12 protein-coding genes are annotated in these 15,225 nt (G+C 36.9%); all 12 read right to left on the bottom strand.

Annotation, left to right across the window (positions count from 1 at the left end; genetic code table 11):
- Positions 1-2: 2 nt before the first annotated feature.
- The 12 genes from BUB92_RS09750 to cmr1 all read right to left on the bottom strand — a co-directional run bounded on the left by BUB92_RS09750 (position 3) and on the right by cmr1 (position 14,880).
- Positions 3-212: a hypothetical protein gene (locus BUB92_RS09750; protein WP_143156926.1), complete on the bottom strand. Its 210-nt coding sequence runs from the start codon at positions 210-212 to the stop codon at positions 3-5.
- Between the two features lie 288 nt (positions 213-500).
- Positions 501-1,952: a GntP family permease gene (locus BUB92_RS09745; protein WP_073093309.1), complete on the bottom strand. Its 1,452-nt coding sequence runs from the start codon at positions 1,950-1,952 to the stop codon at positions 501-503.
- A gap of 14 nt (positions 1,953-1,966) precedes the next feature.
- Positions 1,967-3,040, bottom strand: coding sequence for a patatin-like phospholipase family protein (locus BUB92_RS09740; RefSeq protein ID WP_073093307.1), 1,074 nt, complete (start codon positions 3,038-3,040; stop codon positions 1,967-1,969).
- A 283-nt stretch (positions 3,041-3,323) separates the two neighbouring features.
- Positions 3,324-3,683: a hypothetical protein gene (locus tag BUB92_RS09735; RefSeq protein WP_073093305.1), complete on the bottom strand. Its 360-nt coding sequence runs from the start codon at positions 3,681-3,683 to the stop codon at positions 3,324-3,326.
- Positions 3,668-5,248 carry an amidohydrolase gene (locus BUB92_RS09730; protein WP_073093303.1) on the bottom strand — a complete coding sequence of 527 codons (1,581 nt, stop codon included), beginning with the start codon at positions 5,246-5,248 and terminating at the stop codon, positions 3,668-3,670. Before BUB92_RS09730 ends, BUB92_RS09735 begins: the two co-directional genes overlap by 16 nt.
- Positions 5,249-5,348: 100 nt before the next feature.
- On the bottom strand, positions 5,349-6,650 hold the full coding sequence (locus BUB92_RS09725; protein WP_073093301.1) for a tRNA nucleotidyltransferase/poly(A) polymerase-related protein: 1,302 nt from the start codon (positions 6,648-6,650) through the stop codon (positions 5,349-5,351).
- A gap of 29 nt (positions 6,651-6,679) precedes the next feature.
- A complete protein-coding gene (locus BUB92_RS09720) occupies positions 6,680-7,546 on the bottom strand; it encodes a hypothetical protein (RefSeq protein ID WP_073093299.1) in 867 nt (288 codons plus the stop codon).
- Positions 7,547-7,589: 43 nt separating this feature from the next.
- The gene (locus tag BUB92_RS09715; RefSeq protein ID WP_073093297.1) at positions 7,590-7,952 is read right to left on the bottom strand and encodes a hypothetical protein; all 363 of its coding nucleotides are present in this window, start codon (positions 7,950-7,952) and stop codon (positions 7,590-7,592) included.
- An 81-nt stretch (positions 7,953-8,033) separates the two neighbouring features.
- Entirely contained in the window at positions 8,034-9,173 is a 1,140-nt protein-coding gene (locus BUB92_RS09710; protein ID WP_073093296.1) for an RAMP superfamily CRISPR-associated protein, read from the bottom strand.
- A gap of 4 nt (positions 9,174-9,177) precedes the next feature.
- Positions 9,178-12,588 (bottom strand): CRISPR-associated protein Csx11, encoded by a 3,411-nt coding sequence (locus tag BUB92_RS09705; RefSeq protein WP_073093294.1) that lies wholly within the window; start codon positions 12,586-12,588, stop codon positions 9,178-9,180.
- On the bottom strand, positions 12,576-13,826 hold the full coding sequence (locus BUB92_RS09700) for an RAMP superfamily CRISPR-associated protein (protein WP_073093292.1): 1,251 nt from the start codon (positions 13,824-13,826) through the stop codon (positions 12,576-12,578). Before BUB92_RS09700 ends, BUB92_RS09705 begins: the two co-directional genes overlap by 13 nt.
- A 13-nt stretch (positions 13,827-13,839) precedes the next feature.
- Positions 13,840-14,880, bottom strand: a complete 1,041-nt coding sequence (gene cmr1 / locus BUB92_RS09695) for a type III-B CRISPR module RAMP protein Cmr1 (protein ID WP_073093290.1) — start codon at positions 14,878-14,880, stop codon at positions 13,840-13,842.
- Between the last annotated feature and the right edge of the window lie 345 nt (positions 14,881-15,225).

Here is a 15,225-nt window from a genome sequence, read left to right as displayed (position 1 = left end):
ACTCAAATTTCGCAGTTTAAAACAGGCATCAAAGCCCTAATGTATGCTGGTTGACCAGCAATCCAATATCGAACTTGACACAAAATTTCTGCGTATAAATCCTGGGAAATTTTTTTGCGCAGTTCGGCAATAAAAAGCAAAAGATACCGTATGGCGGTCTGGTAGTCAATATCCTGTACCTCATCGCAGAACAAGGCGTTTTTTATTGTCAACAACAATTTTTTTGCTCAGTTACCCCCGATTTATTGCTGTTTGAGCAGGGCTTTCTGGGTGCGAAACTTGAGTAATAAATTTTACGGCTTTTTCCTTGCTCATATCCTCACCTATCCATAAAAACCATCTTGAATCCCTTACCGGCTCCATTAAACCATGTTATTCTACACATAATATAGTTAGTGCAATTATGACTGAATTAAATGAAAGAATTATAAAGCATTTTGATGAAAACCCACCCTAATAAAGCTATATCAACTATGCACTGTTTTATATAATACATATTTTTAAAATGAACCAAATAGTGTACCTAAAGTAATTAATACCACTAAAGCAGCAAGTGGGGCCAATACAGCAACAACAAAAATATCTTTATAAGACTCTTTATGAGTTAATTTGCAAATAGCTAAAAGTGTAATTACGGCTCCATTATGCGGCAAACTGTCAAGTCCGCCTGTAGCAACTGAGGTAACTCGGTGCATAAGCTCTAAAGAAACTCCCGCATCTCTAGCCATTTCTACATAAGTAGTCCCTAAAGTTTGCAGGGCAATACTCATACCTCCAGAGGCAGAACCAGTAATTCCTGCTAAAATATTCACTGATAATGCTAGTGAAATTAAAGGGTTGTTGCCACCTATCCCTAATACTCCGCTTCTTATTAACTCAAACGCAGTTAAAGAAGCTATAACTGCACCAAAACCAACCAAGCTAGCTGTATTAAAAATAGGCAATACAGAAGCATTAGCGCCGGAATCCAAGCTTTCAGTTAGCTTGCTAAATCTTTTCCAATTAAGAGTTATTAGGGTAATTATGGAAAAAAACAATGCCATAATTATTGACCATATGCCTTTAACTGCTCCCACATCGGTTTGCCCATATTGTTCTAAAGCAAGATAACTAGTATCCATAGAAGGAATTATTATTGTACTAAACAAATAATTTAAAGCTATGACTAAAACAATAGGCAACGTAGCTATATAAAATGCGGGTAAGTCAACAGGGCTACATTTTTCTTTCAGCTCTTGAACATCAAAACCTTCCCCCTCAGCACAATGGCGAATTTTATTATCCACACTAGGTTCATTATCCTCGTGATTTCCATAACCTTCCCCACGGCGCTTAGCTTTACGATATTGATAATTAAGCCAAAGCATACCGAGTGAAAACATCACTATAGCTGATATAATTCCCAAAAAAGGGGCAGCAAAAGGGGTTGTACCAAAAAACGGCATAGGAATAGCATTTTGTATTGCTGGTGTACCAGGAAGAGCAGTCATAGTAAAGGTAAATGCACCTAACGCAATAGTCCCAGGAATTAATCTTTTAGGTATAGCATTATCTCTAAAAAGGGCTGCAGCAATAGGATATACAGCAAAAGCAACAACGAATAATGACACACCACCATAAGTCAATAGCGCACAAGATATCACTACCGCCAAAATAGACCTTTCGGCTCCAAATTTATCGATTATCCAATTGGCAATAGCTTTAGCCGAACCACTGTCATCCATTAGTTTACCAAAAATAGCCCCCAATAAAAAAAGCGGAAAATAAAGTATGATAAAATTACCGGTAGCCTTCATAAAGACTTGAGTATAGGTTGCTAATATTGGGGCATCACCAGAAAGTAAAACTGCTAACAATGCCATTAAAGGGGCAAGTATTAATACACTTATTCCTCGGTAGGCAAGATACATAAGCAAAACTAATGCTATTACTATTCCCATTATTCCTGTCATCTTATCTGCCCCCCTTAGCTTTGTAAATAAATAGATTCTATATCTAAAGTTGAATAGTTGCCAATCGCATCAAAATTATTTTCTAGCCATATTGAGGTAGTACGATATCCTACATCATGTAAATACTTAAGAAATGCCCATTCTGTATTTAGCTTACTAGATACTCTTAAATTTTTTAGTTCTTCATCAGCACTTATGCGATGCAACAAAACATCACTTAAGTTTTTTATCTCCAAATTAGAATTCATGCAGTTTGCTAAAGCGCTTTTAAAATCCTCACTTTCTATGTTTAATTCTTCAATGAGCTTTTTTAGTAATGCAATAGCTCTTATTTCTTTAATAAGACTGGCATTAAAGGTTATTTCATTGACTCTGTTTAATATTTCTGCAGAACTTTTAGGTATTTCTTCTCTAAATATAGGGTTAATTTGCACAATCAAAATGTCTTTGCTACTACAACCTTCAATTAATGGGTATAGACTGGGATTACCCATATATCCCCCATCCCAATAGGCTTCACCATCAATTTCTACCGCTTGATATATAAAAGGCAGACAAGCGGATGCCAAAACCATGTCAGCAGTCATTTCTTCACGGCGGAAAATCTTTAGTTTACCAGTTCTAACGTTAGTTGTCGCAACAAAAAGCTTTATGCCCGAAGCATTACGAACATGCTCAAAGTCCACAAGATTATTGATAAGATTGCGCAAAGGATTAATATTTAAAGGATTAAGCCAGTATGGTGATACTAATCGTGAGAGTAAATCAAAAAAAATATAGCCCGGGGAGTAATCCAAAGTCCAACGTCCTAGAATCCTATCCAGCCAAGTCCTTTGAAAAGGAGAAAACATACCTATCATACTAACTTTATACCAAAATTTATATAATGCTTCTCTAGCTCCTGCTTCACCTCCGCGGTCAAGCCCATCTGCTACTACCACAGCGTTCATGGCACCGGCACTAGTTCCGCATATACCTTCAATGGTAATTCTCTCATCCTCAAGTAAACGGTCTAGAACTCCCCAGGTGAAAGCGCCATGAGCACCTCCTCCCTGTAATGCTAAATTAATCATCTTTCTTTTTGCCATATTTCCTTCCTCCCTAACTCCTCTTCTCCACTTTTCCTCTAAGGTTATTATAGTATCACTTTTCTCAGTTCTCAGGGAGTATTTTCCCTCTACCTTCTAGCAAAATTTCTTCATCTGCTTTTTTCCACCGCTTCTAATTTTCCAGGTATTTTCGGCCAACAGGCACAGAAGTTTATCACGCGCCTGGAGGAGTTTATTCTATAAGTGATGTATTTGCTAGTCTGTCTATTTACCGGTTTGATCTGTCTAAATTTATCTGCTTCAGCATGCTATTTACATTTTTTCAAAAAACCAAGGGTATAAGCCCTTCGCTGAAGGCTTTCAGCATAATACGATCAGAAGTATCATTTATATAACTTCGGTAATACTCATAATTTTCATAGGTTAACTTCTTGTTTCTTTTGAGGTGTTCCGCCAGCATCGCCTCAGCCAGTTTTTTTACTGTGATTTCCTGGGAAGCAGCGTATCCTTCCCCCCATAAACTGTTAAGCAGATCATCATCTTTTACACTTTCTAGCTCCCGGTTTACAGTTGCCGTGTTATTATTTTTCCATAAATCCTGCCCTTTAACTAAAGATACTATTCCTAAAACTAATAACAGTAAAAGCAAAAAAACTATGCCCTTTACTAATCTGAGCGGCATTTATCATTCCTCCGTAACAACGCCCTGATTACTGCCTTCCCGGGACCAAAAGGCAAACCCTTATAGTGATTGCCCTGAAAATAAGTCTGCCAAACCTTTATATCTTTGATTTCTTCGGGAGCAGTGCCTAAAATATTGCGATCCAGAACAGCAAAATCAGCTCTTCTGCCTGCTTTTAAAGTCCCTGTAATATCTTCATCAAAAGATAAACGCGCCGCCCAGGAAGTATACATTTTCAGCGCTTCTCTTACATTCAGCCTCTGCTCAGGGTCAGGGTGGTTGCAGGCTGCCCCAATTCCTTCCAGCGGATGCGGCAAAGTACAGGGAGCATCAGAACCGCCTCCCAAAACCAGGCCTGCTTTAAACATATCACGAAAAGGCAGCATTTTTTTGGCCCTATCCCCTAAAATATATTCCAGGTAAGAAGCCGGTTCTTCCCGCCAGTGCAGAAAAGCTGGCTGTACAGCCAGATGTATTTTTAGTTCTGCTGCCCTTACTATCTGGTCTTTATTTATAAGGTCAGCATGGATTATAATATGCCGATGATCAAAACGAGGATAATCTTTAATTGCAGCTTCAAAAGCATTTAAAGCTTGTTCAATAGCCGCATCGCCGATGGCATGTAAAGCGATTTGCAAATGCGCCCGATGAGCCTTTTGTACAAAAGCATTAACTTCTTCCTGGGAATAAAACAGTTTACCATAATTAGCAGGATTATTACTGTAAGGACTGAGTAAAGCTGCATCTTCCGACCCCAAACAACCATCAAGAGCAGTGGCAAAACATCCTCCTATCCGACTAAGCCTGCGCTTTCTGGCCTTATTTACATCCATAGTCTGCAAATAAAGCCGGAAATACTGGGGAAAAGCGCGGGTTATAAAATTCACCGCATCAAAATCGGCATCATTTTTAAATCCATTCCCCTCTACCGCATGGATTAATCCAATGCCTTCCTTAGCCATATAATCAGCCGCCTGTATCATCTTACCGATAAGGGAAAAAGGCTTTATAAATGAGGAAACAAAATTAACCCCTTTATAAAACGCATCCATATAAAGCCAGCCGGTATCTTCTTCAAATCCTTCTGCCTTTTTTACCTCTTCCGGAAACTTTTTAACAAGTGCTGAATTGGCAACAGCAGCATGTCCATCATACTTTACTATCAGCAGGGGCAACCTGGTCATCTTATCCAGGTCATCCCGGCAGGGAAGCTTTTTTTCTTTAACCGTATGAGCAGATACGCCAAATCCCATCAAAAAATTACTTTTGCCTTTTTGCCTCTTCTCATACTCTTCAATAATCTGCCGCATTTCATCAAAATCTTGAGCATATCTAACATCAAGCCCAAAATTAAAAAGCGCAAAACTCCCAAAATGCACATGAGTATCTGCCATTAAAGGTATTACCGCTTTACCTTCCAGATCAACATAATCCTTAACTCCTTTGTACTTCTCCGGAAGCCTATCCCCTAAAAAAACTATCTCTCCGCGATCCACCACCATATAGCTATAGACATTATCTTCCTCATCACAGCTTATAAAAACCCCATTGCCAAAAACCTGCATAAAATCCCCCCGGCATCATTTTCCCAATCCCTGTTATAATTTTAAATCATTTACCATAACAAATACAGAACTTAATTGACAATTCAAAATCCTGCCACAATTAATCCCGTAATTCATCCCCCGCATATTTCATCCTCTCCACAAAACGCCTAGCCTCTTCTCTACTTGTTATCCTGCCCTCGATCTCCGCCTCCGCCACCCTTTGCAAAACTTTTCCTACCCTGGGAGAAGGTTTTAAATCAAGGATTGCCATTACCTCTTTACCATCTATATAACGAGGAAGCTTAAACCAGAAACTTCCTTCTTCTACATAAAACCTTAAAAAATCAGCTATATAACTTTTGCAATACTTAAAATCAACCTCTTTTCTGACTATCAGGCTGGCTGAAGCAAACAAAAATAGCAGGGGAGCATATTCCTTATTCTCATAAACAAAACGCCTTTTATCCACTGCGCCCATACTGCCCTGCGGCCAAATATCTATATCAAATCTGCTTACACTTAAAACCAGATCCTTTTCCCGGCCTGACATCCGCAAAAAATTGCATACCCTTTCCGCTGCATCCCTATCTCTAACCCGGGATAAAATAACCCCCAGTTTAAAAGCAGCAACCATATCCCTTTTCCTTACCGCTTTCGCAAGAAGCCCTCCTATCACTTCATCCTGAATAAGCCTTTCCAAAGCTGTAAGCAGCTCGAAATCCAGCTCATAACGGGACACCTTCAGCAAACTGCTTAAAACCCCGGCCTCCTCCATATCCTTCAAGGTGCTTGCGGAATCCGGAAAACCCAGTATCTCTCCCAGTTCCTTCCATATCCTCTCCCCGGGAACCTTTTCCCAATTGACCTCAGCAGTACTTTCCTTAAGCCACCTTTTAGTCTTTTCTTCTATAACAAAACCTAAATTTGCAGCCAAACGAAAAGCCCGCAGAATGCGGACGGGATCTCTGAAAAAAACTTCCTTTTTTACCGCTCTTATAATACTTCTCTCCAAATCTTCCCTGCCGCCGGCGGGATCTAAAACCTTATCCTCTTCCTTCCTATCATCCAGAGCCCAGGCCATGGAGTTGATCGTAAAATCCCTTCGCCCGAGATTATCCCGAATATCCTCTTCCTTTAAAAACTCAACATCTACATTAAACTTATTTTCCCCTTTGCCCACTACCAGGCGCACCATTTCCCCTTTAGCAAAATCCACCTTAACCCCTTCTAAAAAAGAGGCCAGTTCATCAATCATCCCTTCACCGGCTCTTATCACCAAATCAATATCCGAAGAGACTTTACCAAGCAGCCTGTCCCTTACCGTCCCCCCTACCAGCCAGGCGGGAATATTTCTGGCCTGGAGAAAATCGTGTATTTTATGTAATAGATCGGGGAAATAAATTAATCTGGTGTCTTGCATGGTTAAGTGGAAAGGGCTCCTTTCGTATTTTAAATATGTTTTTCACAGAATTTTCCTTTATTTAATCTGTAATCCTCTAATTTATCGCTAAGATTTACTACACTGCCTACATTAACAAAATAGCCTGCTTCTTTTACTTCCGGGATATTTTTCGTAAAATCAAATTCAACCAATAATTTTATCTCTCCTGCCCAATTAAAACTACCCTTAAATTCGGTAATTTCTAAGAAATTTCTTAAAGGCATATCAGCCTTTGATATATCTAAAAATCCTTCACTATTCAATTGCCATTTTATAAGTTCTTTATCATCCACATCATCTACTTCTAATAATTCTAACTCACCCCAACCATATTTAATCTCTCCACCAGCATAAACACAAAGCCCCTTTTTTAAAAAATCATCAACTTCTTCGATATCTTCATCTCGTATCCCTATTAACCCTAACCAGTATAAAAATTTATCTCCACTCTTCTCCTTAGGCAGTATAAATTCTATTTCATGCAAACTTTCATCCTTAGCTCCTCTGTTCACAGGCACGATTGCTGTAGACACCAAAGTATCTACAAAATCAAATCTAAATTTATCTTCATCATAAAATTTATTTTTATCATTTTCTTCTATAAAACCAAACTTTCCATCTTTATAAGCAGGATAAAGACAGATACTATCACCACTGGCAGTTTTAATAAGGGGATAGAAATTTGTAATACTGGCAAACAAATCCTCTAATTGCTCCAGGTTATTAAAAAATTTTTTCCTTAAATACAAGTTGGTTAACGCCCCCCACATCGTCCAGCCGGGAATAAATATTCCTGTCTCATTTATAACTCCCCACTTTAAAGCACCTATATGTAAAGGCTGTTTTTGTTTAAAAATAAGTTTTTTCCACTTCACATCCTGTTCCCTCGCTTTAATTAGCTTTTCGTGGTTGCTTTTCTTATTTTGCCTTCGCATGATAGCGCGCATAAATCAGCACTTTTTCCAGCAGTTCTCGCAAAAAAAGCAAATTGTTTATATTTTTTGAAACTTCATGGAAAAATCTTTCATAATCTGTGTTGCATCCCGGATCTACTATTTGCAAAACCTCATGCAAACCTTCCATCAATTTTCCCTCATCTATTTGTTTTTCTCCTTTGGCATATACCCACATAGCATAAACTCCGTCATTTGCCAAAACTCCTAACAGTTTATTTATTCTATTGCTATCAAGTATATTGTCCTTGACTATATTAAACGCTGTTTTATTTACCACAGCCTCAATATCCCCGCGAAACCCGGCATCCAAGCTGTTGTTAGCCATTCTCCTAAGCCTCCTTACATTCCATTCCTAGAACCAATCAGCTTTTCCCACCCTTATTTTTTCCGGTAAGCACTTCTTCACCTATCCGAATGCAATTTTTAACCGACCAAAACCTCTTGTTGTCATACCACCTATTCCTAAAATATTGAAAAATTCTCCCGCCTCCTTCAATGCCTTTTCTAAATCACCATACGAAGGTAAAGGAGCAATTTTCTCCTGTAAACCAGCAAAACACTGTTTATCAAAAATCCTTATATTTCCCCGGAAAACTGTTCCTCTAGGGACGGCTTCTGAAGTAAAAAGAGCCCCTTCTTTAGCAGCACCTGTTATCGGATTTATCGAAACCGAAGTTCTTACCTCTAAATTAGAATTTACAATCTGAGAAAATAACCCTTCCGGGACAATAACAATCTCTTCCGCAGTAAATGGTAGCCCACTAACCTTTTTTAGATTTTGATTTAATTCTTCTTCAATCTCTTCCTTGCAGGTAAAAGGTAAATAAAGCCAGCCCAAATTTATGGCTCCACTTTTACTCTGGTTTTCCCATTTACCCAGCACGAAACAACTAGTAGCAGGAGGGCTGTTCTTACTGGCTAAAAACCCTGCATCCTGTAAAATTTCCCCCGTAGTTATCCATCTGGTTCCCCAGCGCGTAAATACCGGGAAAAACAAAATAGTTAAATCACTGAAAAAAATCATTCCCTGCCAGCTCAAATCTTTTTTAGAAAAACCGAAGCCCTTACATACTATACAATGTCCGCAGTGTCCACGCTTACTTCCACCCTCATTTTTGCCATCTACTAGAATCTCATCGGTATTCATATAAGGAGCCTCATCCTGTCCGGCACAGTTAACACTAGTCAGTATATTGCCCACAAAATATTTCCAGCTATTTTCCCTGCAATTTTCTCCACTAGTCCTGAAACACTCTTTTTCTTCAGCAAATTTAGCTATTTTTTCGGATAATGTTTTCCCTTCTAATTTTTTCAAATCCTCAATTGTTGGCTGCTCTTTTTTTATCTCTGCCAATATCTTTAAAACCGTATAATATCTCCATACACCTGCTAAAGTAGACCCGGGAATTTTAGGAGTTTTAGTTATAGGATCTCTCACAATAGTATTATCTACCCGCCCTATCGTGTACCCACCTGTACCTACATAAATAGGGTCACTAGCCATTCCATATAAACTTAACTCATGAACCAGATTACTTTTCATCATATACTTATAACCTCCTTAATGCTGTATGCCAGAACTCATAAGCATCAATAAAAAACTGCACAAAAGTCCAATCCATTTCTTGACAAATTTTATCGTACAACTCTTCTTGCCCATCAGATATTCCCAATAACCAACCTATCCCATGTGCCAGTTCCCTGTCTTTTTTTAGTTCTAAAATATTTATAAAATCCGCAGCTAATAAAGCTTTATCCTCTTCTTCCATGTCCCCATCTCTTTTAACTTCTAATCTTTCGTAAAGAACCGTGATTAATCTTTGCAGTTTGCTTTTTCTACCTGTTCCGGATTTTTTTTCATCCCCTTGCTCGAACAGTTCTGCAAATTTTTGAAACTTTTCCCATTTTTCCCATTCATAAGGTCTTTGTTTTTTGCTGTCTAAACTCCTTTTGCCTTTATCATTGTAATAAATATCATTCCTGCGAGTATTAGTATCCAGGAACTCAAAATCAAAAGTATTGGGTACAATCTCAATTTTTTCTCTGTCTTTCAGATCTCTAATACTGGCAATCCATCTAGGAGGATCGTCAGGAAACACATAAAACCTGTAGCCTTTATTATGTTCCCCCCAGTAAAGCGAGTAATAATCAGCACTTTCATTTATCCATTTCCGACAACCCTGAAAAGCCATAACCTTTTTTATAGCAGCTGCCTCTTTCTTTACCACCAAATTTCGGGGTTTATCCACATCCCTTCTGATTCTCCGCAAAGCCTTTATCCCGACATAAAGCGGCTTTTGATATTCTTGAACCACCACTCCTATATGTAAAGGGAGCTTTCCGTAAACCAAACCAAAGTCTTCCTGGTACTTTTTTATTGCCCTATCTATCAAAGTTGGAGTATACTCAGCAGGTATAACAAACTGCCAGCTGACTGGAGTAGGGTCTATAATAGAAAGATAAGGCTTGTAAAAATCATACTTGGCATCTTTAACTTCCAGTTCATAAGTTTCTTCTGGCTTATCAGGGCTATCCAACCGTCTCAGCTTAAATTTTTTTCCTTCAGGCCAGGGCTTGCTGGGACTCGATATAGAATAAACTTCACCATTTCTAACCCAGAAGAGATCTTCCCCATCTGCGTATTCCCCATCAGGAATATTCCTTTTCCCTTTCCAGTAATATCTTTTTTTCCTTTCCTCAGGAATACCTGCATAGTCAACCAGATTCCTTTCTATTTCTTCAAAAAATTCCTTTGTTGTTTCCCATATTCTCCGCAAACGAGCTGGTGAAGGATTCTTGCGGAGAAGAAATTGGAGAATCAGTATAGATAGAAAATCTACATTTTCATCATTAAGAGACTCCCATTCAATAACTTCTGTATCCCAATTTACCTTAGAATTTAGATTTTCTCTCACTAATTTTTCCCATACAGTTCCTGTTATCGAACCAAAAAATATCTGTCTTATAAAATCATTAAAAGATTCGCCGTTTCTTTCACAACCTATATAAGCATCTTCGGCTAACTCTTCAGGAAAAAACCTCAGATTTTCCAGTAAAGGGATATCATATTGGATTTCAGTTTTAATTGATTCATAATCTTTTTTTATTTCTTTACATACATCTTTAAATTTATTTTGATAATTTGAGCAAATTTGTGTACAATTTAAAGATTTTTCCCACCAAGAGTTTTCTCGTAACTCTTTAATTGTTTTAATAACTTTTCTCATCTTCTTGTAATTTTTTATTTGTTTGCCAAGCTCCTCTTTTTTATTATTGGGAGTTGAAATGTCTTGTTTTTTGTTTTCAATCTCTTCAATTTTTTTGGCGATTTCATTTTCATACTTATCCCAATTATGCGAAGCTAAAAAAAGTAAAATAAATTTTTTTACATCCCAAAAGTTATCATTATATTCTTTTCTATTTAATACCAGGCTATTAAGCATATCCCCACTCAGCCAGTCTCCAAGTTCAAACTTCAAACTTATCAGAGCTATTCTGCCATTCTTATCTTTAAGTTCTGAAACCCATATAGTCTCTCCATCCTTATTCTCCCACCATTTTTCAAGCCTTCCCTGCGTTTTATTTTCCCAGCAAATACGGCATATATTGGCTCCAAACTCTTGCCGTTCAGAAACAAAAACTGTTCTCTGCCCACAAATCTGGCATATACCAATTGCTTTATTATTTGAATTCTTTAACAAACATATATCGCTTTTTTTCCTGCCCCAGTCAGCTTTCAAGTAATTTTCTCTGGCTTTTTGTAAAAGATAGCCTAAATTCATAAGCCCGCGGGAAGCCTTAGTCAAAAAGATTGCAGGATAAAATTCATCCTCTGATCTTTCGCAAAAAATATCTAATATTTCTTTCTTTATTTCGTGCAAATCATCAACTAATATGGCCATATTATCAGCCATATCTTCCCCCAGGTCTTCACCTACCAGAAAATATATGCCGGTTTCATCACGATAAACCTCATTGCCTATCGGATACTTATACTCTAAAAGCTTTTTTATCTCCTCATCAATTTCCCTGGCTGTATCCCGATACCACTGGATTTGTTGAGGTTTATATCCCTTTTCTGCCAATCCCAGCTTATCATACTGAATGCCTAAAATGCGCCACCTTATATTTCGCGGTTTATTCATATATTCTGTGACTTTTTGATTTTCTGTTTTACTATTATCTTCTGACATCAAAACTAAATCTGCCAGCACTGCCTTAAACATCGTTGCCGTCATATAAGCCTGATCCCAAAGAGAAACATCATTTATCGGAAAGCGTGAATCACTTAAAATCCTGGAATACCAGGATTTAATCTCTTCTAATACAAATTCTCGAATTTTTGGCCAATAAGTATGATCATATTGATCACAAGCACATAAAAAATTGTGTAGCTTCCTTAAAAAACTTATGCGTCCTTCATCTAAGTCCTTTAACTCCAAACTTCTCTTGAAAATGCCAAAAGAATTAGCTATCCAGAGGCTGTGTTTCATTTGTTCTACCGGATTCCCTTTATCTATACCCGAATTTATATTTTCACAGCCTTTGAAAAAAACTTCTTCTACAAAAGCGGCATTAGAAGCCTTTCCTTTCATTATGTCTAAAAAGTAAAGACCCCCTACCCCCCAGTCAGCGGGAACTTGAACTTTTTGATTTATAAAAAAATCCTTCAGCTTACAATCAATGCTTTCAAGCTCAATTTCCAGAGGTGTTTTAGAAGCAGAATCTTTTTGGTAGTAATTTTTATACTCATTATAAACCTCATATCCAAACCGTTTTTTAAACTCATTTTTGTATTCATCTTCAAATATTTTAATATGACTTTCCCAAAAATTACTTCCATCCTTTTGGCGCCAAAATCCTACATGCGTTTTCCCCAAATTAAAAAGCAAAGCAGCTATTTCAGCTTTTAATATCTCGTCTTTGTATTTAACCAGCAGAGAAAGATTCATTCCTGACATAAATCCCACCCTCTATAATTTCCTAAATTCAATTCGCTTTTTCCTTTAACTGCATAAAATTTTTCTTTCCATTCAAAACTTCCCCATCCTAATTTGGTTTTAGCCCCTACTCCATTTTCAGCCACTTTTTCTAAAGCCTCCAGTAAATTTTCTAAATCATCTTTGATTTCATGCAATAAAGTTTCATCCTCCCACATTCCATCAAAAGGAACATAAACTATCTGACAAATACCCTGGGTACCACAGGCAGGGACTACTTCATAAAAGATAGGTTTTTTGCCTGCCCTTCTTCTCCTATCATGGGGATTAATTACTTCCAGAGATATCCTATCAAAATAGGTTGGATAAAAAATAGTTCTACCCCTATGTGTCTGAAATTCCCAGGGTAAGCTTTCTCTTTCCTTTATTATTTTGGCGGAAATTTTTTGTTCTAGAATTTTTTGTAGCCCTTCCCATGATTTCTCATTTTTGACCTCACTTATAAACTCCTTATCAACCTTCATACCCAGTTCAAATAAAACAAACTCTAAAACCTTATCCTTGAATTCTTCCAAATTTGAACTGCTACCCTGCAAATAATCCTCTATCACTTTTATATTTTCTGAACCTGCTCCAAATATACGAAGATAACTATTAACCAAACTTCTTTTCCTATTAATATCCTGGCACTCATTTAGCAGGTCTTTAAAAGCATTGCCCAGCGTTCCCTTCCAACTACTCCCTCTTATCATAGGTACTTTAAAAGCTTTATCTTTTAAAACGGGATTGTGTATTAAATAAAACTCATCATCATCTTTCGAAAAATATGGCCCTTTCAAAGTAAAAACTCCCCATATCACAAAAGAATAAGGTAAAAGGTTGTCTACATACCGCTCCAGCTCTTCCCTTGATAAAATACCGGCAAAATTTTTAGCTAGTTTAAATTGTTTATCATTATTAAAATCCAGGTATTTACAAGAGTTTTCAGAATAACTTCGAAAAATCTCGTTTTTCAGCCAGTTAAAAGGGAAGTCTCTCATCGTCTGAAAATTTTTATATTTCCTTTTAAACCTATCATCTAATTTTTTAGCAGCAATAAAGGGAAAATCTTCCAGTAAATATTTTTTATTATCTGAATTTAAATACTCATTTATTTGCAAAAATTTCCCAGGATGATAATAAAACTTACAATATGAAACATAATCACTTAAATTTCTTACCTTCTTGACTTTTATTTGCTGCAACGCTTCAAATCTCACTTCTTTAACCTCCTCACCTAACCAGAGCTGTTAGGGATAAATATCCCGTATCGTATTTACCCCCATTTCGCACTATATATGGTAAAATTTTAGATCCTTCACTTTCAGAGTAAATAACCTTGCCGTAAATTTTGTGCTTTTCATTTTGGCTTCGATCAAATTTTCTTCTACCTTCTAATTGCTTAAGTTGTACTAGTTCCATGAGAATATCTTTAAGATCATGGCTTTTTAAGGGAATTCCCTTTAAAACCTTTATATTTTCAATGTTTTTTTGAGCTAAAAAATTTTTTATTTCTTGCTCAAGAGGAATATTCGAGGTGAAGCTTTTAGAGGTAATTAGATTTGCAAAATTGCAATTATAATTGCCAAAATTTAAATTAAATGTTCCTTTATTTTTAATATCTATCTCTTTTCCTTCTCGTTTAACACCGACTATTTTTAATCTTCCATAACCTAAATTCCACTTCCCACCCCAATAACCGTAGTCATCCATAAAATTAAGCAAAGGATAAAACACCCCATCTATTATGTCATCAACTACCCAAAAATCCAGTTCTAATTTTCCCCAAAAATAAGGTTTTCCAAAAAAGAAAACCGCCCAACCTCCACTTCTTTTTCTAGGGCAATCTCTATCAGTTTTAATTTCCTTTTCATTGTTAAAAAAGCAAAATCTTTCAGGCAGTCCTAAACTGTTATCTAAACTTCCTTCGAATTTTATGTTCTTTAGGCTAATAAGCCCTTTCCACCCAGTATCACCAAAGATTATTTCAGGGATCGAAAACTTAAGTTTTTTCTTTAAAAAGCAACAAACATCTTCGGTTTTTACTCCCTGCTGAAGCAGGAATTCATTTAACTTTTCCTCCTTATTTTTAATCGTATTCTTTTTTTCCCCATAAAAAATCTCTTTCCAGGCAAGAAAACATATAACCTCAAACCAAAATCTTAAACTTCCCATTAACGAAGAAGGACGCACTTCATTATTTTCCTGCCACGCATTTCCTGTCCATAAAGGAGTTATAGTTTCTAAAACAACATTAACATTACTTCTTCGCATACCAAACCCCTTCCTTCCTCAATATACAAAAACAAATCTTTACAGCTTCCATTCTCCTTCTAATCTTTAAAATCCTTCCTTCAAAACTTAAAACACAACACAAAATACCCTTCTAGTTCTCGCATGTAAATTAAACGCCTTATTACTTCTTACATATTTTCCTGATATTTCTTTCTCAGTTTCAATTCTTCATAGGTAGGCTAAAAACTTGTATCCTTGATTTATGGTTTCATGCAGGATTTGGGTTTCAATTCCTCATAGGTAGGCTAAAAACACATTGAACTTACAGAGAAGACATTCCGGTTTGCGGGTTTCAATTCCTCATAGGTAGGCTAAAAACTGTGT

The sequence above is a fragment of the Thermosyntropha lipolytica DSM 11003 genome (assembly GCF_900129805.1).
Classification (GTDB): domain Bacteria; phylum Bacillota; class Syntrophomonadia; order Syntrophomonadales; family Syntrophomonadaceae; genus Thermosyntropha; species Thermosyntropha lipolytica.
Note: the sequence above shows the minus strand (reverse complement) of the source record. Positions and strands in the feature narration are given on the sequence as shown.

What these genes read in the sequence shown, in the direction of transcription:
- cmr1 (WP_073093290.1), bottom strand. Translation starts at nt 14,880, where the DNA reads ATGCGAAGAAGTAATGTTAATGTTGTTTTAGAAACTATAACTCCTTTA.
- BUB92_RS09740 (WP_073093307.1), bottom strand. Translation starts at nt 3,040, where the DNA reads ATGGCAAAAAGAAAGATGATTAATTTAGCATTACAGGGAGGAGGTGCT.
- BUB92_RS09725 (WP_073093301.1), bottom strand. Translation starts at nt 6,650, where the DNA reads ATGCAAGACACCAGATTAATTTATTTCCCCGATCTATTACATAAAATA.
- BUB92_RS09730 (WP_073093303.1), bottom strand. Translation starts at nt 5,248, where the DNA reads ATGCAGGTTTTTGGCAATGGGGTTTTTATAAGCTGTGATGAGGAAGAT.
- BUB92_RS09715 (WP_073093297.1), bottom strand. Translation starts at nt 7,952, where the DNA reads ATGGCTAACAACAGCTTGGATGCCGGGTTTCGCGGGGATATTGAGGCT.
- BUB92_RS09745 (WP_073093309.1), bottom strand. Translation starts at nt 1,952, where the DNA reads ATGACAGGAATAATGGGAATAGTAATAGCATTAGTTTTGCTTATGTAT.
- BUB92_RS09705 (WP_073093294.1), bottom strand. Translation starts at nt 12,588, where the DNA reads ATGTCAGGAATGAATCTTTCTCTGCTGGTTAAATACAAAGACGAGATA.
- BUB92_RS09710 (WP_073093296.1), bottom strand. Translation starts at nt 9,173, where the DNA reads ATGATGAAAAGTAATCTGGTTCATGAGTTAAGTTTATATGGAATGGCT.
- BUB92_RS09735 (WP_073093305.1), bottom strand. Translation starts at nt 3,683, where the DNA reads ATGCCGCTCAGATTAGTAAAGGGCATAGTTTTTTTGCTTTTACTGTTA.